At 58.1% G+C, this 22,953-nt stretch carries 21 protein-coding genes; 9 read left to right on the top strand and 12 right to left on the bottom strand.

Annotated features, from left to right (window positions below; genetic code table 11):
* The first annotated feature begins 94 nt into the window (after positions 1–94).
* On the top strand, positions 95–1,333 hold the full coding sequence (locus tag E4T21_RS14510; RefSeq protein WP_149285742.1) for an MFS transporter: 1,239 nt from the start codon (positions 95–97) through the stop codon (positions 1,331–1,333).
* A gap of 64 nt (positions 1,334–1,397) precedes the next feature.
* Here the strand turns inward: E4T21_RS14510 and E4T21_RS14505 are convergent, their stop codons facing one another.
* On the bottom strand, positions 1,398–3,197 hold the full coding sequence (locus tag E4T21_RS14505; protein ID WP_149285741.1) for a dipeptidase: 1,800 nt from the start codon (positions 3,195–3,197) through the stop codon (positions 1,398–1,400).
* 294 nt (positions 3,198–3,491) lie between these two features.
* Here E4T21_RS14505 and E4T21_RS14500 point away from each other — a divergent pair, with 294 nt between their 5' ends.
* Positions 3,492–5,222 carry an alpha/beta hydrolase gene (locus E4T21_RS14500; protein WP_149285740.1) on the top strand — a complete coding sequence of 577 codons (1,731 nt, stop codon included), beginning with the start codon at positions 3,492–3,494 and terminating at the stop codon, positions 5,220–5,222.
* A gap of 123 nt (positions 5,223–5,345) precedes the next feature.
* Positions 5,346–5,651, top strand: a complete 306-nt coding sequence (locus E4T21_RS14495; protein WP_149285739.1) for a hypothetical protein — start codon at positions 5,346–5,348, stop codon at positions 5,649–5,651.
* Between the two features lie 81 nt (positions 5,652–5,732).
* Here the strand turns inward: E4T21_RS14495 and E4T21_RS14490 are convergent, their stop codons facing one another.
* Positions 5,733–6,518: a helix-turn-helix transcriptional regulator gene (locus tag E4T21_RS14490; protein WP_149285738.1), complete on the bottom strand. Its 786-nt coding sequence runs from the start codon at positions 6,516–6,518 to the stop codon at positions 5,733–5,735.
* Positions 6,519–6,617: 99 nt separating this feature from the next.
* Here E4T21_RS14490 and E4T21_RS14485 point away from each other — a divergent pair, with 99 nt between their 5' ends.
* Positions 6,618–7,829 carry an MFS transporter gene (locus tag E4T21_RS14485; RefSeq protein WP_149285737.1) on the top strand — a complete coding sequence of 404 codons (1,212 nt, stop codon included), beginning with the start codon at positions 6,618–6,620 and terminating at the stop codon, positions 7,827–7,829.
* A 75-nt stretch (positions 7,830–7,904) separates the two neighbouring features.
* Here the strand turns inward: E4T21_RS14485 and E4T21_RS14480 are convergent, their stop codons facing one another.
* The 7 genes from E4T21_RS14480 to E4T21_RS14450 form a co-directional block, all read right to left on the bottom strand.
* Positions 7,905–9,377 carry an amidase gene (locus E4T21_RS14480; protein ID WP_149285736.1) on the bottom strand — a complete coding sequence of 491 codons (1,473 nt, stop codon included), beginning with the start codon at positions 9,375–9,377 and terminating at the stop codon, positions 7,905–7,907.
* A gap of 2 nt (positions 9,378–9,379) precedes the next feature.
* Positions 9,380–10,696, bottom strand: a complete 1,317-nt coding sequence (locus tag E4T21_RS14475; protein ID WP_149285735.1) for a Zn-dependent hydrolase — start codon at positions 10,694–10,696, stop codon at positions 9,380–9,382.
* A 19-nt stretch (positions 10,697–10,715) separates the two neighbouring features.
* Complete coding sequence (locus E4T21_RS14470) at positions 10,716–11,540, bottom strand: FadR/GntR family transcriptional regulator (protein WP_149285734.1); 825 nt, start codon at positions 11,538–11,540, stop codon at positions 10,716–10,718.
* 104 nt (positions 11,541–11,644) lie between these two features.
* Positions 11,645–13,171 (bottom strand): sodium:solute symporter family protein, encoded by a 1,527-nt coding sequence (locus E4T21_RS14465; protein ID WP_149285733.1) that lies wholly within the window; start codon positions 13,169–13,171, stop codon positions 11,645–11,647.
* An 11-nt stretch (positions 13,172–13,182) separates the two neighbouring features.
* On the bottom strand, positions 13,183–13,437 hold the full coding sequence (locus E4T21_RS14460) for a hypothetical protein (protein ID WP_149285732.1): 255 nt from the start codon (positions 13,435–13,437) through the stop codon (positions 13,183–13,185).
* Between the two features lie 387 nt (positions 13,438–13,824).
* The gene (locus E4T21_RS14455; RefSeq protein ID WP_149285731.1) at positions 13,825–14,046 is read right to left on the bottom strand and encodes a LysR substrate-binding domain-containing protein; all 222 of its coding nucleotides are present in this window, start codon (positions 14,044–14,046) and stop codon (positions 13,825–13,827) included.
* A gap of 87 nt (positions 14,047–14,133) precedes the next feature.
* The gene (locus tag E4T21_RS14450) at positions 14,134–15,021 is read right to left on the bottom strand and encodes an arylamine N-acetyltransferase family protein (protein WP_149285730.1); all 888 of its coding nucleotides are present in this window, start codon (positions 15,019–15,021) and stop codon (positions 14,134–14,136) included.
* Between the two features lie 217 nt (positions 15,022–15,238).
* Between E4T21_RS14450 and E4T21_RS14445 the strand changes: the two genes are divergently transcribed.
* From E4T21_RS14445 to E4T21_RS14425, 5 genes are all read left to right on the top strand, one after another.
* A complete protein-coding gene (locus E4T21_RS14445) occupies positions 15,239–15,580 on the top strand; it encodes a YbjQ family protein (RefSeq protein ID WP_149285729.1) in 342 nt (113 codons plus the stop codon).
* A gap of 33 nt (positions 15,581–15,613) precedes the next feature.
* Positions 15,614–16,615: an NAD(P)H-quinone oxidoreductase gene (locus E4T21_RS14440; RefSeq protein ID WP_149285728.1), complete on the top strand. Its 1,002-nt coding sequence runs from the start codon at positions 15,614–15,616 to the stop codon at positions 16,613–16,615.
* Positions 16,616–17,060: 445 nt separating this feature from the next.
* The gene (locus E4T21_RS14435; protein WP_187775005.1) at positions 17,061–17,660 is read left to right on the top strand and encodes a TetR/AcrR family transcriptional regulator; all 600 of its coding nucleotides are present in this window, start codon (positions 17,061–17,063) and stop codon (positions 17,658–17,660) included.
* Between the two features lie 54 nt (positions 17,661–17,714).
* Positions 17,715–19,109, top strand: coding sequence for a sodium:solute symporter family protein (locus E4T21_RS14430; RefSeq protein WP_205423395.1), 1,395 nt, complete (start codon positions 17,715–17,717; stop codon positions 19,107–19,109).
* Between the two features lie 94 nt (positions 19,110–19,203).
* Positions 19,204–20,418: a metal-dependent hydrolase family protein gene (locus tag E4T21_RS14425; protein ID WP_149285726.1), complete on the top strand. Its 1,215-nt coding sequence runs from the start codon at positions 19,204–19,206 to the stop codon at positions 20,416–20,418.
* A gap of 109 nt (positions 20,419–20,527) precedes the next feature.
* Here the strand turns inward: E4T21_RS14425 and E4T21_RS14420 are convergent, their stop codons facing one another.
* The 3 genes from E4T21_RS14420 to E4T21_RS14410 all read right to left on the bottom strand — a co-directional run bounded on the left by E4T21_RS14420 (position 20,528) and on the right by E4T21_RS14410 (position 22,858).
* Complete coding sequence (locus E4T21_RS14420) at positions 20,528–21,283, bottom strand: ABC transporter permease (RefSeq protein WP_149285725.1); 756 nt, start codon at positions 21,281–21,283, stop codon at positions 20,528–20,530.
* Position 21,284: 1 nt separating this feature from the next.
* On the bottom strand, positions 21,285–21,998 hold the full coding sequence (locus tag E4T21_RS14415) for an ABC transporter permease (protein WP_149285724.1): 714 nt from the start codon (positions 21,996–21,998) through the stop codon (positions 21,285–21,287).
* 89 nt (positions 21,999–22,087) lie between these two features.
* On the bottom strand, positions 22,088–22,858 hold the full coding sequence (locus tag E4T21_RS14410) for a transporter substrate-binding domain-containing protein (RefSeq protein WP_149285723.1): 771 nt from the start codon (positions 22,856–22,858) through the stop codon (positions 22,088–22,090).
* Between the last annotated feature and the right edge of the window lie 95 nt (positions 22,859–22,953).

Here is a 22,953-nt window from a genome sequence, read left to right as displayed (position 1 = left end):
AAAACAAGCGAGATAAAAACAAGTGGGATAAAAAGGGACCAATGGGCCATATGGCCTGTTCGACCATCTCTGGCTATGCGAACAGGAGAATTCGATGGCCTCGGAAGGCATCAGGAAAGATAGCGCCGGACACTCATGGCAGTTGCGCAGGCCCGTTGCCATCATTGCCATTGCACAGTTGTTGGGGACTTCACTGTGGTTCAGTGCCAACAGTGCGGCAGATGACCTCATGGGGATCTGGCATATCAGTGCTGCCGATATTGGCTGGCTGACCAGCTCGGTACAAGGTGGCTTCATCCTCGGCACGTTGGTCCTGGCGCTCGGAGGTCTGGCGGATCGTTATCGCGCCAGTCGTGTCTTTGTCTGTAGTGCGGTGGCGGGTGCGCTGTTCAATGCGGGGTTTGCCTGGCTGTCAGAAGGGCTGGCCAGCGCGATGGTGTTCCGCTTTCTGGTCGGTGTGTCGTTGGCCGGCATCTATCCCATGGGCATGAAGCTAATCGTCAGCTGGGTTCCTGAGGGAACTGGCCAGGCGTTGGCACAATTGGTGGCCATGCTGACGCTGGGTACGGCGTTGCCGCATGCCTTGCGGGAAGTGGGGGCGACGCTGCCCTGGCAGTACGTCATCCTCGCCTCATCAGGATTGGCATTGCTGGGAGCGTTGCTGATCCATCTGCTGGGGGACGGTCCCCACCTGCCGGATGCACGCCAGAGGAAAGCGCTTGCATCGGCCATGGCGGGGTCGCGCGCAGGTGTCCTGCAGGTGTTCAAGATCAGCCGCTATCGGGCGGCCGCGTGGGGGTACTTCGGGCACATGTGGGAGCTTTATGCCTTCTGGGCGCTGGTGCCGCTTTGGGTGGCGCGCTCGGTGTTGCCTAGTGAGTATCCCTGGCTTGGGGTATCGGGCATGGCATTCGCCATCATTGGCATCGGCGCGCTGGGTTGTGTGATCGGTGGCCTGTTGTCGCGGCGTATCGGCAGTGCGAAGGTCGCATTGGGAGCGTTGGCATCTTCGTGTGCATGTGCCGTGGTGTTTGCCCTGTTCTGGCGTGACCTTCCCGCTGCGGCACTAGGTTTGCTCCTGCTGATCTGGGGCGTGACCGTGGTGGCAGACTCGCCCCAGTTCTCCGCGCTGTCGGCGCAGGCCTGCCCAAGGGAACTGGTCGGCGCAGCGTTGGCCATTCAGAACTCCATCGGTTTTGCCATCACTGTCGTCTCGATTGCCGCGACGTCGGCCCTGTTCGAGTATGTCGGTCTGGATGCCGCATGGCTGCTGGTGCCAGGCCCGGTCATCGGGTTGCTGGGCTTTGCACTGGCTTCACGGCATCCGTCGTAACAAGAAGCTGGGCGCCTTATGGGCGCCCAGCAGGAAGGCAGAAATGCCAGGGATTAGTCCAGCCCTAGTCCAACTGAGGCTGATTGCCGATCCGCGCAAACATCTCGGTGAACATCTGAATATCCAGCATCAGATTATCCACTTTCTTGAACTCCTCGGAGGTATGTCCGGTGTAATCTTCGCCGGGCATGGAGGGGCCGAAGTTGATGGCATTGGGCAACAGCTTGGCGGTGGTGCTGCCAGCAGAAGACACCGGATCGGCGGGCAGGCCGGTGGTGTCACCGAAGATATTCAGCAATGTCTGCAACCAGGCGCCTTGAGGGTCGCGCAGCATCCAGTCGTCGATTTCCACGGCGACTTGCATGTCGGAGCCTTGTTCCTCGGCATAGGCATTCAGCTTCTCGCTGATCGCGTTGGCCAGTTCTTCCGGGGAACGGTCGCCTGCCGGAGCCCTCACGTTGACGGCAACGTTCAGATGATCATCCTTCAATTGCAGGAACGTCGGTGAAACCAGCAGCGGCCCCATGAACTCATGCTCATAGGCCACACCCAGCTTTTCGCCGTGGTAATCCAGCCCGTAGTTATCGTTCAGATAATGCATGGCCGCGGTGTAGTGGTTGTCCTGGAAGGGAACCTCGGATTCTGCCAGCAGCCCGGCCAGGCGCGGCACGGGGTTGAGGCCGGAGTCCGGCTTCGAGGAGTGAGCGGACTTGCCCTTGACGGTCAGCGTGACCTGGTCGCCCTCGACGTCGGACATCACCTGGAAGTCACCACCGTTGGCTTCGACATAAGCTTCGCCTTCGGCACGCAGGGTCTCGCTCACGGCTTCCGGGTCATCGGCCTGGATGGTCGCTACCGCGGTTTCGGGAATCTGGTTGCTGGCCAGGCCACCCGTGACTTCGACGATCTCGGGGCCTTCGCCTGAACTTTCTCCAGAACTTTCTCCAGAGCTTTCTCCACTACCTTCCACGAGTGGGAAATCGGTAGTGATGGTGCCGAACCCATTTTCTGCGATCACTGCCGGATAGCCGCTGTCGAGCACGATGTTATAGGCTGGCAGTTCCTGGTTTTCCTTGGCGTTGACTTCCTTGTAATAGGTGAAGCCTTCGCCGCCGGTTTCTTCGGTGGTCTCGATCATCAGGCGCATGGTGCGCTTGAGCGGCACATCATTTTCCTTGATGGTCTTCATGGCATACAGGGCCGCAGCGATGGAGGCCTTGTCGTCTTCAGTGCCACGACCATAGAGCTTGCCGTCCTTGAGCGTCATCTCACGAGGGTTGAGCTCGGTGCCATCGTCCAGGGTCCAGCTGTCTTCGGCGGGTACGGTATCGCCATGGGTCAGGATGCCGAAGGCTTCATCCGTGCTGCCGGGCAGCTCGACCTCGAAGATGCGGTTGTCCACGTTGCGGAACTGCAGGCCGAATTCCTCGGCCTTGGCCTTGATCAGCTCGCCGAACTGAATGATGCCGGGGTTTTCGTATTGCGGCGCATCACCTTTCTTGTCGGTGGGAATGGCGACCATTTCACCGAGCAGGTCGACGACATCGTCGCCGTAATGCAGGCGGGTATAGATGCCCAGCAGGCGATAAAGGTTGGTGAAATCGTCGCCCTCGAGGGTTTCTCCGTTCAGATAGCCTTCGATGGCCGACTGCAGGGCGGTATTGTCGCTTTCACCGCTCACTTGCTGCAGAAAATCATTGAAGCTCGGGGGAACCTCCTTGGCATGAGTCTCCAGGATAGTGAGGATTTCATCATGCTTGAGCGTGCCGGTAGTGGCGGCATCGGACTCACTAGAGGCGTATACCGGTCCCGTCAGGCTCAGGGTAAAGAGCGCTGTGGCCAGTAGTGTGGCAGGGGTTTTCATGACCTTATCCTTCCTTGTTTTAGTCCATGGTGATGAACTACAACAATGTAAGACGGATAAGGGCGGAGTGATATTCCCCTTTGATCAAATATGAAAGAAAAAAGTCATCATTGAAAAGCCAGACTCCTGATTAAAAAGCTGAAATTATGGAGCTTTCAGGTGGATTCAACGGTGCTCATCTGGCAGAGCTTCCTGATCGATCGCTCTTTATCCGTGGCATTTTCGCCGGCAGCAGCCAGTCTGAATGGCAGGACCAGATAATCAGCAGGACGAGATAAAAGGATAGGCAAAGGAATGTTGAAGCCTTCAGTAAAGCAAGACGTATCGGAGTACTCGGCAGGCAGACGCTGGTATCACCCTTCGTTGGCAGGGCTCCTTTTCGGTGGCCTGCTGTGTGCCTTGACGTTCATGCCTTCGCTTGTGCCTCGTCCGTGGTTGTTCCAGGCCATATTGACCGGCTTTTCGTTTGCCTTGGGCTATGGGCTCGGGCTGATCATGAGTTGGCTGTGGCGCTTCATGGAGCTGCCCACCATTCGTCATCGCTGGCGGCCTGGTCTGTTCTGGATTCTGGTCACCTTCATCGTGGTGTATCTGGCCTTTCATCTCTGGCATGCCTCGGACTGGCAGAATTCCACCCGGCAACTGATGGGCATGTCTCCCGTGGAGAGTGACTATTATGTCCGGATTGTGCTGGTTGCCGTTGGCGTGGCGGTCTTGCTGCTGCTTCTGGGAACTGGGCTTGCATGGGGAATACGTGCAGCGGCAGCCTTTCCAAGGCGCTATATTCGCCGGCGTGTGGCATCGCTGGTGGGGGTGGTGGTCTTCCTTGCCCTGTTGGTCAATGCCGTCAATGGCACCCTGGTCAGTTATGCGATTACCGCAGTCGACCAGGTGCAGGCGTCGGTGGACATCAGTGATCCTCCGGGGGCTGAACCACCTGCTCAAGACACTCGTTCCGGAAGCGCCGACTCCCTGATTACTTGGGATCTGCTGGGCAAGGCCGGGAAGCTCTATGTGGATCAGGGGCCACGTGCAGCAGATATCACGGCTTTTTCCGGCCAGCCTGCCAGGGAGCCGATACGCGCCTATGTTGGCTTGCGATCAGCCGATGAGACAGAGCAGCAGGCCGAGCTGGCGCTTCGGGAGCTGCAACGCACGGGGGCATTTTCGCGGGAGCTACTGGTCATTGCGACCCCGACGGGGACCGGCTGGTTGCAGAATGGGGCCCTGGCACCGCTGGAGTACATGTACGGTGGTGATACCGCCATTGTTGGCGTGCAGTATTCCTATCTGCCCAGCCCGTTCTCGCTGGTTCTGGAACCTGGGCGAGCGCAGGAGTCGGCTTCCATCGTCTTCAATGTGATCTATGAATATTGGAAGACCTTGCCCCAAGCGGAGCGTCCCCGGCTGTACCTATTCGGCTTGAGCCTGGGTTCGCTGGGCTCGGAGAACTCCGCACCGCTGAATGCCTTCATCAATCACCCCATTCAGGGCGCCGTGTGGGCGGGGCCGACCTTTCGCAACCGCATGTGGCGCCGCATCCAGAGTCGTCCTCATGGTAACTCTCCTGCCTGGCAGCCGGAGTTTGAAGATGGTTCGCTGGTCCGCGTGTTCGGCCCTCAGGGGCAACGACATGTAGAAAGCCAGGAGTGGGGGCCGGTACGCATTGCCTATGTCGTCAATCCCTCCGATGCGATCTCCTTCTTCAATGAACGCATGTGGTACCGCGAACCCAACTGGATGAAACCACCAAGGGGGCCGGATGTCTCGCCGTTGTTCGAGTGGGTACCGGTGGTGTCCTTCTTCGAGGTCGCGATGGATATGCTGTCTGCCGGTGACACACCGCCAGGGCATGGGCATAACTACTCGGTAGGGGAATACACCCAAGCCTGGGCAGCGGTGACCGATCCTCGTGGATGGAAGCCGCAGGACAGCGAGCGGTTGGTGGATTTCATGTCTTCTGGTCAAACCGGAACGGAAGAGAATGACGAGTCCGAAAGTGATGTAAAGGTGGGCTCGTATTGAAGAATTGATGGCTTGAAAGTAGTGCTGGATGGAAAGTAGTGATGGATGGAAAGTAGTGATGGATTGAAAGTATTGAAGGTTTCCCAGAAAGGTTATACAGAGCGCCGAAAAGAGCCATTGCCGATGAAAGTGATCGATCATGAAGACCAGTCGTGGTTCCTTTTCGAGCATGACGGAACGCTGCTGCTGGACGTCAACTGCAGCCACAGTTTTGTTGGCTATACCTACCTCATTGCCCTGAACGATGATGAGCTGGCCGCCTATGAAAAGGGAGGCCACGAATATCTCTCAGCGCTGGCTCATGACGTCCATTACACCGCCCCCATTGTCGAGGACAGCCAGTCGCCTTTCAGGGGAAGGGATCTTTCAAGGCAGTATTCGGAGCTCACCATGGAAGCGGTTCGTCAGTGGAGAGCGGAACTGTCCTGATAATCACACAAGGCGGCCACATTGGCCGCCTTTCTATCTGATGCGTGTGCAATAGGGTTTATGTAGGCCTATCGATACCACCTATGGATTCTCTGCGTACACCACCAGTCTCAGATGACGGTCGGCATCAATGGTCAGCGAGGTGTGTTCGAAAGTCATTTCCCTGCCATCGAGTCTCAGGTTGCGAACTCCATGGCACGGGGCATGTACATCATGCCTGCGCCACCATTCCTGGAAATCAGGTGATGCCTTCTGCAGATTGTCGACGAGTGCCTGGATATCGGCTTCCTGCGTGGCATGGGCATAGTCGCGCCGGAAACTGGATAACATCTGCATTGCTTGTTCTTCCCAGTCGACGAAGCGGTCGCGCAGTTCCTGATCGGTGAAAAGCATCCATAGCAAGTTGCGTTGTGCAGAAGCATGGTGCTTGAAGCCGAAGAGCTGGTTGGCCGGCTCGTTGAATGCCAGCACATCCCAGCGCAGATTGAGCACATAGGCGGCATGGGGCGCCATGTCCTTCATCAGGCGCAATATCAGGGGCGGTACTACGCAGAAGGTCTTTCCTGGTTCGGCGGGAAGACGCTCGTGAGCGAGCAGGAATAGGTGTCGACGCTCCGCATCATCAAGTCTGAGCGCACGAGCAAGGTTGTCGAGGAAGGTTGTGGATACACCGATGTCTCGGCCTTGTTCCAGCCAGGTGTACCAGGTCAGGCCTACGCCAGCGAGCGCCGCAACTTCCTCTCGACGCAATCCTGGAGTGCGGCGACGACTGCCACTAGGCAGGCCGACATCAGCGGGGGAAAGTCGTTCGCGTCTTGCTCTCAGGAAGGCAGCAAGTTCATCGCGGGAGCGTTCGAGGTTATGCATGGCGTTCCTGTTGCTTAAAGTAATAGCATAAACGGTTAAATTGTAACAGTTTAAATGGGCTCTCAAAATGATCGCTTCTACCACTTGGAGAAGCAATCAATGAGCTTGAGTACTGAACCCCGCGGAGCAGGAACTGCGCCCGCCATCACTATATTCTCGACCGCACCCACGGTGCCTCTTATTGCCTTGGGTGCCTTTGCTCTGGGCATGGCTTCTTATGTCACGGCAGGGTTGATTCCGATGATCGAGCAGGCATTCAGCGTGCCTGTTGGAGTTGCGGCGCAGTTGGTTACAGCCTTTACCCTGGCTTATGGGCTGGGGTCGCCTGTGGTTGTGGCCCTGTTACCAGGTCATCGACAGCGTGTCGGCCTACTGGCTGCACTAGGGCTGTTCGTGCTGGCCAACGCAGCAAGTGCTCTGGCCACAGACTTCGCCTGGCTTCTTCTATTCCGTGGCCTGGCAGGTATTGGTGCTGGAGTATATCTGGCCATGGGAATCGCTACGGCGGCAGCAATATCTCCATCCACAAGAGGGAAGGCCATTGCCCTCATCATGGGAGGGATGGCAGCGGGAACTGTGCTGGGGGTGCCGCTAGGGTTGCTGTTGGCAGAACGGTGGGGTTGGGCCTCTGCGCTGTGGTTGGTCACACTGCTTGGGCTGGGAGCGTTGCTGGGATTGTCATGGCGCCTACCAGCATTACCTGATGCCGCATCCATTCCGTTACGGCGCAAGTTGTCATTGCTGGTCGATGGTCATGTTGTCGTCATTCTGCTGGTGTCGCTACTGGCTGCTATTGCCAGTCTGGGAATGTATACCTTCCTGGCACCGCTGCTGTCGGCCTCGGAATACGGTGGGGTCAAATCGATCACTCCGTATCTGTGGGTCTGGGGGATCGGTGGTGTCGCTGGAAGCTTTCTGGTGGGGCCCTTGGCTGATCGCATTCAGGGGCCGAAGTTGACCTTCATCATCATGCTGGCCTTGTCGCTATCTCTGCTGGCGCTTCCGTTGGTAGCAGGCTGGAATGTCTGGATGGTGCTGTTTCCAATCGCAATTTGGGGAGCAGTTGGTTGGGCACTACAGGTACCACAGAATAATGAGTTGATTCATGCACGAGAAACGCAGGGAGACGGTAACCTGGCTGTTGCTCTCAACGAATCTGCCTTGTATCTGGGTAGTGCTATTGGGGCTGCAGGAGGAGGATTGATATTGGTTCTGAACCTGCCGATATGGATGCTGGCGGCTGGTGCCGGAGTCGTTGCTGCAGCGGGAGCTGTGGTGCAGGCCAGTAACTTGCGTCGGAAAGTTCGTTGACGGAAACCCGATAGCAACAGCGGAGCTGTATAAGGAAGGTGAAACTCCCATCTACAGCCCCGCTGCGTGGTGGATCTACCCTAACGCCGGTGGTGTCAACCGGGGCAGATGCTGTTCCAGCAGTATGGCGGCATGCAGGACGCGCATGTCCTCGTAGCGTGGGCCGACCAGGTGCAGGCCTACCGGAAGGCCTTGGTCGTCCAGCCCGCAAGGCAGTGACGCCGCGGGTTGCTGGGTGAGGTTGAAGGGGTAGCTGAACGGGGTCCAGTCCATCCAGTCGCGGTAAGGGCCGCCCGGTGGCACGTTGTGGCCAGCGGTGAAGGGAGCCAGGGGCATGGTCGGTGTGATCAGCAGGTCATAGCGCTCGTGGAATGCCTGCATATGGGCTACCAGGCGTTCACGCTCGCGGCGAGCGGCCAGGTATTGGGACAGCGAGATGTTCTGTCCGCGCTGGGCGATATCGCGAAATCCCGGGTCCAGTTGTTCCCTCTGATGATCATCCAGGCGTTCCAGTACTTGGGTGGCGCCCGCGAACCATAGGGTGTTGAAGGTTTCGAGGGGACTGTCGAATCCTGGATCCACTTCCTCGACGGTGGCCCCCAGTTCCTTCACCAGGGCGATAGCATCCTCAACGCGTGCAGCAATATCCGGTGCGACATCCACGTAGCCCAGGGCCGGGCTGTAGGCGATACGCCACCCCTTGAGGGAAGCGGGAGGCGGTGCCAGCCAGTCGACACTGCGTGGGTTGCCGAGATAGCCATCGCGAGAATCAGGCTGGGCCAATACGCTCAGCATGAGCGCGCTGTCTGCTGCCGTGCGTGTCATCGGGCCGATGTGGGACAGCGTGGACATGGCACTGGCCGGCCACTGCGGCACCCAGCCAAAGGTAGGCTTGATGCCAAAGGTGCCGGTGAAACTGCAGGGGATGCGTATCGAGCCTCCCGCATCGCTGCCCTGGTGCAGCAGGCCCAGATTCAAGGCGGCAGCGGCACCGGCGCCACCGGATGATCCCCCGGGGGTCAGGCGAGTATCCCAAGGGTTGCGGGTGATGCCATGCAAGGGATTGTCGGTGACACCTTTCCAGCCGAATTCCGGGGAGGTGGTCTTGCCCAGGATGACGGCTCCCGCGTTCTTGAGGTGCTGGCTGACAGGCGCATCTACCCGCCAAGGACCCGTGGCCGACGTGGTCTTTGAGCCGGTAGTCTTTGAACCGGTGGTCTTCGAGCCTGTGGTCTTTGAGCCCAAGTAGGTCGGCATGTCGGCGGTCTGGGTGAGATCCTTGATGGTGGCAGGAATACCATCAAGAGGACCGCAGGGACGTCCTGCCTGCCAGCGATCTTCGGAAGCCTTGGCGGCTTCCATCGCCGTTTCCGCAGCCAGGCAACTGAAAGCATTGACGTGGGGATTGTCGCGGTCGATGCGCTGGAGACAATCCCGGGTCAGTTCGACTGGCGATAGCTCGCCGCGCTGAAACATGTCCAGCGCTTCGCAGGCGGTAAGATCCTTCAGCTCAGTGGAGATAGCGTCAGTGGTGACAGAAGTCGGCATGCTTATTTCTCTCCTCCGTCGACAAGGCCAGCTTGTTCCAATCCTGCTTGTTCCAACATTGCATAGAGCAGCACGTTGCAGCCGGTATGCAGGTCTGTGGCAGCCGCATTCTCTATTTCATTGTGGCTGATACCGTTCTCACACGGTACGAAGATCATGCCCGCGGGGGCAATGCGTCCCATGAAAATGGCGTCATGGCCAGCACCGCTGACGATATCGAGATGCGAGGTGCCCAGGCGCTCGGCGGCTTGGCGCACCGCACTGACACAGCTTTCGGCAAAATGCTCGGGGGCAAAGTCCGCCGCTGGTGTTAGCTCTGCGCTCAGCCCGTGGCGCTGGCAGCTGTCAGTCACGGCCTGTTGCAGCTCTTCCGCCATCTGGGCCAGCGTCTCGGCGTCGAAATGGCGCATGTCGATGGTCATCTTCACCTGTCCGGGGATGACGTTGCGCGATCCTGGGTGCAGCTGCAGAACACCCACGGTGCCGCGGCCGTGTGGGGGATGACGCATGGCAATGGTATTGATGGCCTGGGTGATCTCTGCGGCACCGAGTAGAGCGTCCTTGCGCAGTGACATCGGCGTTGGGCCGGCATGGGCTTCCTGGCCGGTCAGGGTCAGATCGAACCACTTCTGGCCCAGTGCACCGATGACAACACCAATCGTGGTCTCACGGTCTTCAAGAATGGGCCCTTGCTCGATATGGCATTCGAAATAGGCCTTGATACCTTCGCGCTCGACCTGGTCGCTGCCACGATAGCCGATGGCATCCAGTGCATCGGCCACGGATACGCCGTCGGTATCGGTCTGGTGCAGCATTTCATGCTCGGACAACTGGCCGGTGAACACGCCGGAACCCATCATGCAGGGGGCAAACCGGCAGCCTTCCTCATTGGTCCAGGCAACCACTTCGAGCGGGGCGCGCGTCTGAATATCGTGACGGTTCAGCGTGCGGATGACCTCGAGCCCGGCCATGACGCCGTAGCAGCCATCGAACTTGCCGCCAGTGGGCTGTGTATCAAGATGGCTGCCGGTCATGACCACGGCAGCGTTCGGATCGGTGCCGGGGCGCCGAGCAAAGATATTGCCGATGCTGTCCACCCGAATGCTGCATCCTTCGGCGCGACACCACTCGATGAACAGGTCGCGTGCCTGGCGATCAAGGTCGGTCAGTGCCTGGCGATTGACCCCTCCCTTGGGCGTGGCGCCAGGGCGTGCCATCTCCATCAGCGACTGCCAGAGACGTTCGCTGTCCGTGGCAACATCCAGCGCAAGAGAAGGATGTGCAGAAGAAGAGCATGAAGAGGAGAGTTCAGTGGTCATCGTAGGTCCTCGCGGGTAGTCATTGCTGTTGTTGTTGCTGGAACATCTGCAGCAGCGGTGAGTGCTCCGAACCTTGGGCCAGGGTTTCTGGCACGATCAGCATCTGCTTGGCCATCTCCGCCTCGAGCGCGGACATATGTCCTTCGGCGTCGCGCATGTGCTCATCCATCAGTGTTCGCACCCGCTCGACATCCTCGGCGCGATAAGCGTCTACCAGTTCGCGGTGATAGCGATGGTTGGCCTTGTCGAACTGCTTGCGCTCAGGCACATAGGCTTTCTTTACCACGACCAGGTCGCGCAGCATGTCGTTGAGGAAACGGCACATGAAAGCCAGCAAGGGGTTGGGGCAGGCTCGCGCCAGGCAGTTATGAAACTCAAGCTCCAGAAAGCGCTGTCGACGATGGTCTTCTGCGTCGGATTGTGCGCACTCGCAGTCGCTCATGTTGGCTTCCAGCGTGGCGAAGTCTTTCTCTGTGAGAAGGCCGACGACGGAGACCGCCATCTCGACTTCGAGCAGGCGGCGCAGCTGGTACACCTGATATCCATCAAGTGAGCGAAAGTGAAGGAAATTACGCAGCATGCGGCTGGCCGGTTCCATGCTCGGCGTATGCAGGATGGCGCCGCCGCCAGGTCCGGTCTTCAAGGTGATCAGTCCTTCGACCTCGAGAATCTTGAGGGCTTCGCGGACAGTGCCCTTGGCACAGCCGTACAGCTCCATCAGTGCTCGCTCGTTGGGCAGACGATCTCCTTCCACCATGCCTTCAGTGGCGATCCAGCGCTTGATGTCATCGCTGATCAATTCAGCGAGTTTCTGGCGGCGCTGGGGGGAGGGTGTCTGGACCATGTTCTGCTCCTTGGGTGAGGGGCCCGTTCATACGGGCCCCGGAATCGCATCACAGCCATTGCACTACAGTCATGCATCACAACCAGCGGGTCTGGCTATGTGCATCAACGTGCCTGAGCGGTTTGGGGGGTAGCGGTCTGCTCGTCATCGCACTGCTCGGGATGATACTCCGCTACATAGTCCTGACGAGCCTTGGCAAAGCGTTCCACCACATCGCTGTCGCGACGTTCCAGCGCCAGGCTCAGGACCACAAACAGGCCAGAGTTGATGATCAGTCCCCAGATGCCGGCGTGCAGGCCCAGCGGATTGCTGACGCTGGCGCCATAGGTCAGCCACAGCACGCAGGCGATACCACCGATCAGTCCCCAGAAAGCCGCCATGGGGTGCGCGCGCCGCCAGGTGATGGCGCCGATGGTAGGCACGATGAGCTGCGCAGTACCTGCCAGGGCGGCGATGCCAATGGTCACCAGCAACCCAGGCACGGTGAGTGCCATGATGTAGGCCGCCAGCGAGAAACCGACCAGTGACAGGCGCCCGATGAAGACGATGCGCGACTGGCTGGCATGCCGGTTCACGTAGCGCTGGTAGATATCCATCGTCACCACGGTGGAGACGGCATGAATCTGGGAATTGGCCGTGGACATGGCGGCGGCGGCACCGGCGGCCATGATCAGGGAAGCCAGTAGATACGGCGCGTAGTTCATCAACATGACCGGAAGGACCTGGTCGGGGTTTTCGAGTCCAGGTTCGAGCAGCACACCGGAGTAGCCTGTCAGCACGGAGCCCACGTAGGCGAAGGCGGCCAGGCCAAGCAGGAAGGGCATGAGGTTGAACAGCCGGCCGCTCTTGACCGAATACATGCGCAGCCAGATCTGTGGCCCCATGAAAGCGCCAATGGCAACGATCATGAACAGGGAGAACCACATGCTGTAACCCATGTTGCCGTTCGGCCCGGGCATGGTCAGGTGGGCGGGTGATGACGAGGCGAGCTGGGCAAACAGTGCCGTTGGGCCGCCCACCTGATTGGAGATGTAGTAACCCGCATACATCATGCCGAAGAACAGCAGTGCACCGTAGATGACATCCGTCCAGGCAATGGCGCGAATACCGCCAACCCAGACATAGACGATGATGATGAAGTAGAACAGCAGGGCGGCCAGCCAGAAGGGAATGACACCGCCTGACGCTACTTCGATCAGGTAGGCGCCGCCCGTCAGCTGGATCTGCAGATAGGGAATGGTAAACACCAGGGTGATGACGGCGACCAGGATGCGCAGTGCTTCACTGTTGTAGAAGTCGCCCATCAGATCGGATGGGGTCAGGTAGTTGAAACGCTTGCCCAGGAACCAAACGCGTTTGCCGATCCAGTAGTACATGAATCCGAACAGCAGGTTCCAGGCCAGTGCCGTCAGGTACACCGGGCCACTGGTATAGAAGGTTGCGTTGGAGCCGAGGAAGGCAAAGGCACTCCACCAGGTCGCAGCGACGGTAAAGAACACCGCAACGCTACCCATGGCTCTGCCCTGGACGAAGAAATCCTCACTGGTGCCTTGAGACTGACGGGCGGATACCAGCCCGACGATCAGCGGGATGATCATGAAGGCGGCAATGATCAGAATGCTTCCGGTCATGGTATGTCTCCTCAGTCATCACGCTTCGGGCTGGATACTGCCATACCGCCCCTGGTCGTACTGCCCCAGTTGGTGAGATAGGCGATCAGGAACAGGATGGTGAGAAAGGCCCACCAGCCCAGGTTCCAGACGAAGAGAAACGGGACACCCATGACCATGGGCTCCACATGATTGGCGACCATGACGAGCGGGCTTTCCAGCATGATGAAACCCAGCAGCATGCCGCCATAGATGGCGAGTTTTCGGGTCGTGAAGGTCTTGCGCATGGTGTCTTCCCCCTGTTGTTTTGGTTTGAGGAATGCTTTGGTTTGAGGAGCATTTTGGTTTGAGAAACGTCGTTCTGGTTTGAGACGTGTCTTTCTCCAATGCCTTGCCGGTGGGGTGGGTTGTATCCCGATCACGCAGGTGAGCGGGGGACCTGGCTGGCAATGCTGTATTTGTTGTATTTATACGAATAAATATACCAATAGAAGCCAGACGCAAGACTGTCAAGGACAAGATGTCTGGCAAACGTCAGCCAGGAATGGCCCTGCAGGGGCTCGTTATGTGCATTTACAAGGGATGCGAGGCAGGGCGGTGTGAGACAAGGGAAGCCACGATGAAGGAAGGGCAATAGATCGGGAATACTGCGATCGTGGCTGCTGTATTACCGATCAGGTTGAACACTGCTTTGCAGCATGTCCAACAACACTCGAGCCGCCGAGGAAAGGGGAAGCCGACAGCCTTCTCCATGGCACTTGTTCCAGCAACAGCAAGGGATGGCCCAACGGACACACCACTACATTATGGTCATCGAGAATCGGCGTGAACTCCAGGTCTTCGGTATGGTTCGGCGCGACCGAAAGGCCAAAGTCGGCACGCTCCTCGCGCACCATCGCCGTGACCTGGCATAAGGCTTGAGTCGCTTCCTTGCGACTCGAGCCTTGTCCACTGCTCTCGGCATCATGTTGCTGTCATGCCTGTCAGTCGCCTTCGCTCGGCGTTGCGACAAGCATGGCAGCCTGCTGTTGCAGGGCATGTTCCTGTTCCGGAGCAAGCTCCAGGCCGAAAAGCTCACGCAGTACCTGGGGCAATGCCTTGATCGTGATCTGCTGAGAAGTGTGAGGTTGCCCTGGAGACAAGGTCTTCAACTCCAGATTGGAGAGTGAATAACGGACTGCCTCTCCATTGTGCTGGACGATGATGCCGCGGACGAAGGGAGAGTCCGGGTGATGGGAAACATGAAAGTTGTGGTTCTCGGCATCGGCGCGAAAGTACAGCTCATCACCGAACTGGTAGACATTGAACCAGCCGTCGTGGCGCCGGTGGCGCAGTAGCCAGAGGCCCAGCAGGGAGCGCTCCATGCGATATTCCCAGTGGCCATGGCGTACCTCGACCCCTTCTTCCAGAGGTACTGGCTCGCGGGGGCCGATATTGCCGACGCCGACATCGACCAGCCAATCCCGTCCTTCGGCGCTGACGACAAGCATGGTGTGGGCGACGGCGGTGGCCGTGCTGGCTTCTTCCCCCATCAGCATGCGCGCACCTCGGGTGACCACCTGGAAACCCAACTGGTTCAGCAGCGTACCGAACAGGAGGTTCTGTTCATGGCAATAGCCGCCGCGTCGGTGGTGCACCAGTTTGTCCTGCAGATGCTCCAGGTCCAGGCGAATTTCCCCGCCAGTGATGATATCCAGGTTCTCGAAAGGGATGGACGAGAGGTGTGCTTGTTGCAGCGCGCGCAGGGTTTCCACGCTCGGTATCAGCGAACCCTGATAACCGATGCGTTGCAGGTAGGCATCAAGATCGAGCGGGCCAGTATTCCATTGGATTGATTCATGCAATGGGAGCGGGGAGGTGGTTGCTTGCATTTCTGGTCTCCTGAAGAGCAGCATGGGCCGCAATGACGTTGGGACAGTCGACTTGCCGCACAGCCTAATACCTGAAGTTAACTTGAGGTAAAGAGTGGCGTGGTTTATCGGTCTTATAGCCAATGGCAATGCGTGCCCTTTGAAATGTGTCGCTCTTGGAAATGCAGCATTATGGAGTGAAGATACTGAGTCAGTTATTTATTCAGGAGTCCATACGATGAGCGATCAGATCATTCTCACCACTTCCTCCCACCTTGAGGGCTACCGCGTTACCGAGCACCTGGACATTGTCTCGGCAGAATGTGTGTTCGGCATGAATGTATTCAAGGACATGTTCGCCGGTATTCGTGACATCTTTGGCGGACGCAACAAGTCATCCCAGAATGCGCTACGCGATGCGCGAACCTCTTGCCTGGAAGAACTGCGCAAGGAAGCCAGGGAGAAAGGCGCCAATGCCGTGATTGGTGTGGACCTGGACTACAGCGAGATCTCCGGCGGTGGCAAGTCGATGCTGTTTCTGGTGGCCACCGGTACCGCAGTGAAGGTCGAGAAGGTCTGAGTCGAGCCAATTTAACGACAAGGAGCCACGCCAATGTCCTCAAATTCCAACCAAATGACCGTCATCGAAATTACCGAACCTGGCGGACCTGAGGTGCTAAAGCCTCTTGTGATGGCGATTCCAGCCCCTGGGCCTGGAGAAATATTGGTTCGCGTCGAAGCCGCAGGTGTCAACCGCCCAGACGTCATCCAGCGTCAGGGGCACTATCCAATGCCTGAAGGTGTAACGCCAATACCAGGTCTCGAAGTTGCGGGAACTGTCGCATCACTTGGCGAGGGAGTCGGTGGTTTTCAGGTCGGAGACCGTGTATGTGCCCTGACCAATGGAGGGGGTTATGGGGAATACTGCGTAGTGCCAGAAAGCCAGACATTACCGGTGCCGGCTGGTATGTCAATGATTGAGGCGGCGGCGCTTCCCGAAACTTTTTTCACCGTATGGGCTAACTTGTTCGATCTCGGTGGCGCAACATCAGGCCAGAGTGCTCTGATTCATGGCGGGACAAGTGGTATCGGCACAACTGCGCTGATGCTATGTCGCGAGTTTGGTATTCATGCATATGCAACGGCTGGGTCAGATGAAAAATGTGATGTGATCTCAGACCTTGGCGGCACCCCAATCAACTACCGTGAAACTGATTTTGCCGATTTTATTCTGAACCAGACCGATGGGTGTGGTGTTGATGTCATTCTCGATATCATGGGCGCATCCTATTTTTCTGCAAACATGCGAAGCCTGGGAATGGATGGTCGGCTGGTCATCATCGGTTTTCTTGGCGGAATTCGTGCTGAAAAACTGGATCTACAAGAACTGGCGCTGAAGCGAGCGGTGATTACCGGTTCAACTATGCGAGCACGAACATCAACCGAGAAGGCGAAAATTGCCAACGAATTGCTTGAGCATGTCTGGCCGGTTCTTGAAGCGGGGCGGTGTCATCCCATGATACACAGCACGTTCCCTTTGCAGGATGTCGCACGCGCGCACGAAATGATGGAATCCAGCAAGCATATCGGGAAGATCGTACTGACATTGGATTAGTGCACATCAGGTTGAGGAGTGAACTACGCGTGCGATCCGCTGGGCTATAGCCGCCATCCATGGCGGCTACCCTTCGGGCCATCCGAAGGATGTTCCCATTCGCTCCCGGCGAATTGGTGCGCGGTGCTGGATCGCCAGCCCGACGGATGGCCGCCCCGTCAATCCTCACCTATACCCAATAGGCTCCGGTGGCTGTGCTCTGTGCTACGTGCCCCTTGTGTCTCATCCCGCTCGGTTGATTTATTCAGCGTTTCCCCAAAGCATGTATTTGAAACGTAAATAAAACATGATCTTGCTGACATGCCTGTCAGCCAGCCTTGCCTGCTCAATGTTAAAAACAGACTGGACGGTTTGTTTTCTTATGGCTATGTTCATGCAGGATGCATCAGAGCAATCTCATCAGAACAGCTCAAGAACAATAATTGGCCCGATAGAAGGAGGGCTCATGAGCATGAAATGGCAGCAGCAGAAGAGTCTGGCAACGCGCGAGAAGATCCTGCGTGCCGCCCTGACCTGCCTGGAGCGTGATGGCTTTCATCACCTAAGCCTGATTCGCGTGGCCAACGAAGCCAACGTCTCCAAAGGCGCCTTGACGCATCACTTCTCCAGCCGAGATGAGCTGATCACCCAAGCCATGGAAGTGTTGCTCGACGAGTTTGTCGAGAAGTTGAGGCACGCGGTCGATGATGTCCACTCGGGCAAGCTGAGCCTCGAAGACTGCCTGGATGTGATCTGGCAGCTCATGAGCGATCAGCTCTACATGGTCACGCTGGAAATCGCGCTCAAGTCTCGTCATGAAGCAGAGTTCAAGTCAGCGCTGACACCCTTGGTAAGTCGCTTCCATCGTCGTTTGAACGACACCTGGCAGCAGCTGTTTCCAGAACTGCCTCCGGAACGAGCGCAGTCCTTGATGAACCTGACCATGAATCTGATGCGGGGCATGGGCACGCAAAGTGTCTTTCGCGAGGATGCTGCCTATTTCAACGGGCTACTCGATACCTGGAAAACCATCCTTCGTCAGCAGTTGAAACCCACCGACGCATAACCCCGAAAATTGGCCAATGCCACATAACAACAACCCCCAAGGGAGGCATTCACGATGTATGCATTCGTGCTCTCGCTGTATCTGGTGCTGATGGTCTGCGCTGGAATCTATTACGCAAAACGCAAGGTTCATGACGACAAGGACTTCCTGGTCGCGGGCCGATCACTATCGTTCTTTGTGTTGACGGGTACCCTGCTGGCCACCTTTGTCGGTTCGGGGTCGGTGATTGGCGGTGCCAGTTTCGTGTTCCAGAACGGGCCTGGGGCCGCGGTGTTCTTCTTTGCCGGAACACCGATCGGGGCGATGGTGATGTACCTGTTCCTGGCCAAGCGCATTCGCGAATCCGAGGCGATGACGATCCCTGAGCTGATCGAGCGTCGCTATGGCCGCCATGCACGCACAGTAGGATCGATCATCATCCTGCTGGCCTATATCGGCATTGTTTCCTATCAGTTCATTGGTGCGGGTTATGCACTGCACCTTGCCTTTGATATTCCCTCCTGGCAGGGCACGCTGATTTCCGCGGTCATCATCACGGTTCTGGCGACCATCGGTGGTCTGGTCTCGGTGGCCTATACCGACTTCATCAGCGCGTTGATCATCTTTGTCAGCATGTTGATCGGTGTACCGATCATTCTGAGTCAGCTCGGTGGCCTGTCCGGCATGTACGCCGCCTTGCCGGTGGAGCAGCAGAGCTGGACCGGTGGCCTCAGCCTGTGGCAGGCGATTGGCTTCTTCCTGCCGTTGTTTCTGCTGCTGCTGGGGGACCAGAACCTGTTCCAGCGTTTTGCCGCTGCCACGGATGGGGGAACGGCCAAGCGTTCGGCACTGGGATTCTGCATCACCGGCATGGTCAGCATCGTCCTGATTGTTGTGCTGGTATGCAGCACCCGCGTGATGTTCCCTGACATCAACCCGGATACCGCCATGCTGGTGATGGCAGAGCAGGGCTTGCCCGGCATCGTGGGTGCGTTCCTGCTGTCGTCGGTACTCGCATTGATTCTGACGACCGGGAATTCCTATCTGCTGTCGGCTTCGGCCAACCTGACCCAGGACATTGCCAGCGGCCTGTTCAAGATATCGATTCCTGAACACAAGCGGCTGGGTTTCAACCGTATCAGCGTTGCTGGGCTTGGCATTGCGGCCTATGTCCTGGGTTCCTTCTTTCCCAGCGTGCTGGCCATCCAGATGTATTCCTACGGCATGTATGGGGCGGCCATTACCCCGGCCTTGCTGGCTGCGTTGCTGTGGAAACGGGCCACGTCCTGGGGCGGGCTGGCCGGCATGCTGACAGGCTGCATCGTGACCCTGGTGTGGGAAATCGGACTGGGCAAGCCGCTGGGCTGGAACAGTGTGCTGGTGGCAATGCCGTTGGCCACGCTGATGCTGGTGGTTGTCAGCCTGTTGACCCAGTCAGCCAATGAACGTGTTCAGGCATTGAAGCAATAAGTTCAGACATTGAAGCAATAAGTTCAAGCATTGGAACAATAAGCTCGGGCATTGGAACAATAAGCTCGGGCCTTGAAACAATAAGGAGTCTGTAATGCTGATCATCAACAACTGTCGTGTTTTCGATGGCGTCAACGATGTCGTCAAGGATGACCAGAGTGTCATTGTCGAGGATGGCCTGATCCGCGAAGTCGTCGCTGGACGGGAAAGCTCGACGGTTGCCGAGGTCATCGATGCACGGGGTGCAACGCTGACGCCAGGGCTTATCGATGCCCATGTGCATGTGCTGGCCGCTCATGCCAGCCTGCGCCAGGTCGATCTGATGGCACCTTCCTATGTGGCGCAGTTTGCCCACCAGTCGTTGCGTGACATGTTGCGCCGTGGTTTCACCAGCGTGCGTGATGCAGCGGGAGCCGACTATGGGCTTGCCCAGGCGATCGAGGAAGGGCTGATCGATGGGCCGCGGCTGTTCTACTGCGGCAAGGCGCTGAGCCAGACAGGCGGTCATGGTGACTGGACGCCTTTTGAAGGGGGCTGCCTGTGTGGGTGCGGCGCATCAACCAGCATCTCGCGCATTGCCGATGGGGTAGAGAGTGTCCAGCATGCGGCTCGTGATGAGCTGCGCAAGGGTGCACACCATATCAAGATCATGGCCGGTGGCGGGGTAGCCTCGCCTTCTGATCCGATTGATGTATTGCAGTACACCGAAGAGGAAATCCGCGCCATTGTCTGGGAGGCCAATGCCTGGGGCAAGTATTGCCTGGCGCATGCCTACATTCCTGAGGCGATTTCACGCTGTCTCGAATACGGCGTACGTTCCATCGAACATGCCAATCTCATCGATCGGGCAAGCTGCGAGTTGGCCAAGCGCAAGGAAGCCTTCATCGTACCGACCGTCAGTACCTACGAGGCTCTGGCCAGGCATGGCGAAGAAATGGGCTTGCCCGCGGTGAGCTGTGCCAAGGTGGAGAATGTTCGCCAGCAAGGGCTTGATGCGCTCGAGCTGCTGCGCGAAACCGGCGTTCAGGTGGGGCTGGGCAGCGACCTGCTTGGGGGAATGCAGCGTTACCAGATGCGTGAGTTCGCCCTGCGCGGAGAAGCGTTCACACCTGTCGAAGTACTCAAGCAGGCGACCTCCATCAACGCACGCCTGCTGGAGCGTGAGGGTGAGCTTGGCGTGGTGCAGGCCGGGGCCATGGCGGATCTGGCATTGTGGGATGGTTGCCCGGATGAAGACCTGGGTGTGCTGGAGTACCCCGACAAGACCCTGAAGGAAGTGATCAAGGGCGGCCGCCGGGTCGTGCTGTAACCCTCAACAGGGCACGCTGGAATGTTCAAGACTTCCTGTGTGCCCTGTTGTTTTCTGGAGCCTGTCTTTTCGTTATTGGCTTCGTTCCTCAGCGACAGCGATAAAGGGCTTAGTGGCTCAAGCGGCTTGAAGGAGGCGCATGGCGTGTCAGCCAGCCGCGCCGGCATTCCGGTTGCATGCCGGGGAAATGGCGCTCGACCTGACGCAGCAGCGCGGTAAGTACCAGAGTCATGACCAGATAGACACCACCGATCAGCATCAGGGGCTCATAGGTCAGGAAAGTCTCATCGCGAATGATGTTGGCCGCCTGCAGCAGATCCATCATGGCAATGGTCGAGACCAGCGGCACAGACTTGAGCAGCAAAATCATCTCTCCCGTCAGGGTCGGCAGGCATATCTGGATGGCACGTGGCAACCAGATGCGCATGAATACCTGAACCGGCGTCAGGCCAAAGGCACGGGCTGCCTCGCGCTCACCTGGTGGCACATTGACCAGGGCGCCCCGGATGACCTCACCAGAATAGGCCCCGACACTCAGGATGAAGGTCAGGGTGGCATAGAAAAACGGGTCGCGCAGTACCGGCCAGATGACACTGTCCTGGATGCCGGGGATACCCTCGAACAGATGGCCCACACCGTAATAGAAGAAGAACAGCTGTACCAACAGTGGGGTACCGCGCATCACGGTGGTGAAGCCATGGGCCAACCAGGCCAGGGGCTTGGGCCCCCTGAGCCGAGTGATTGCGATGATCACGGCCAGAGCCAGCCCGCCGATCGCCGAGATGACGATCAACCACAGCGTATTGATGAACCCTTCTATCAGGTAATCCTGATAGAAAGGGTCGCCAAGCCAGGAAAAATCCATGTCAGGCCTCCTCGGACATTGGCCGGCCACGGCACAAATGACGTTCCAGGCGCGAGAACAGCGCGGTGGACGAAAGTGTCATGACCAGGTAGATGACGCCAGCGGCCGCATAGAACAGAAATTGGGCACGAGTGCTGGCGGCAGCCTGCTGGATGGTAAAGAACAGCTCGCTGAAGCCGATGACGCTGATCAGGGCGGTATCCTTGATCAGAATCAGCCACAGGTTCGACATGCCGGGCAAGGCATTGGGCAGCATGGCGGGGATGATAATGCGTTGGAAGCGTGCCCAGGGAGAGAAGCCGAAGGCATCTGCAGCCTCGAGCTGACCCTTGGGAATGGCCAGAATGGCACCACGAAATACTTCGGTCATGTAGGCTCCCTGGACGAAAGCCAGCACGCCCACGGCTGTCACAAAACCATTGATGGCCACCTTGCCGGGCAGGCCCATGGCATTGGTCAGGGCAGTGAGTGCCTGGGAGCCAGCGTAATAAAGCAGAATGATCAGCAGCAGCTCGGGAACTGCCCGCACTGCGGTGGAGTATAGGGTACCCAGGCCTCGTAACGGGGCCCAGGGGCTGAGCCGGGCACTGGCGCCGAGCAGTCCCAGCAGCAGGCCAATGGCGTAGGCCAGGACAGCAATCTCCAGAGTGGTCAGAGCCCCCTGGAGAATTGGGCCGGCCCAATCGACCAGCCCTTCTTGGGAGTGATTGTTCATGATCAGGAATGTACCTTGCGTTGATCAGGCGAGGCCGCTGGATGGCATGACCAGCCAGCGGTTCGGATCACGATGGATTCGACAGGGGATCAGCCGACACAGACATCGGTGCCGAAGTACTCCTCGGAAAGCCGAGTGCAGGTACCATCCTGCTGGACCTTTTTTATCGCGGCGTTGAGCTTGGTCTTCAAGTCATCGTCGCCTTGGCGGATGCCGATGCCAACCCCTTCGCCATAAGCCTCGTGGTGGGGGGCAGTCCCCTTGATCTCGTAATCGCTGGCTTCATCGCGTTCGACCAGTTCGGTCATGGCGATCTCGTCGGCGAGAATCACATCCAGGCGGCCGGACAGCAGGTCACGGTTGACCTGCTCGGCCTGGTCGTAAAGGCGAATATCGACGCCGGTGTCACGCAGTGCCTGGCGCGCGAAGGTGGCATTGGTGGTGGCGCTCTGAACGCCGAGTACCAGGCTATCCAGTCCTTCCGGCAGGCTAAGTTCCGCATCCTTGGCAGCAACGTAGGCGCCGGGGGTGAAGTAATAAGGATCGGTGAAGTCGATGACCTTCTTGCGCGCTTCGGTGATCGACATGGAGTTCATGATCATGTCGATGCGCTCAGACTTGAGCGAAGGAATGATGCCGCTCCAGCCGGTAGGTGTGATCTCGCATTTGGCTTGCATGGCGTCGCAGATCGACTCGGCCAGTTCCACTTCGAAACCGGTCCACTCACCTTCGGAAGACGTGTATGTGAAGGGCGGGTAAGGCTCGGCGGAGATGCCGATCTTGAGCGGTTCTTCGGCGTGAGCTGTGGCCCCCAGAGTAGCAAGGGACAGGGCGATGGCGGGGATGAGGGAGCGCTGCATGGTTTTCTCCTGATCGGACGCCGTGTTGTTATGTCTTATGGCGTCATGTTCGGTGCTATGGGGTGTCGTTAGGTATTGTTAGGTGCTGTTCGGGA

Origin of the sequence: Halomonas binhaiensis (assembly GCF_008329985.2) — a bacterium.
In the GTDB taxonomy this organism is placed as follows: Bacteria; Pseudomonadota; Gammaproteobacteria; order Pseudomonadales; family Halomonadaceae; genus Halomonas; species Halomonas binhaiensis.
Note: the sequence above shows the minus strand (reverse complement) of the source record. Positions and strands in the feature narration are given on the sequence as shown.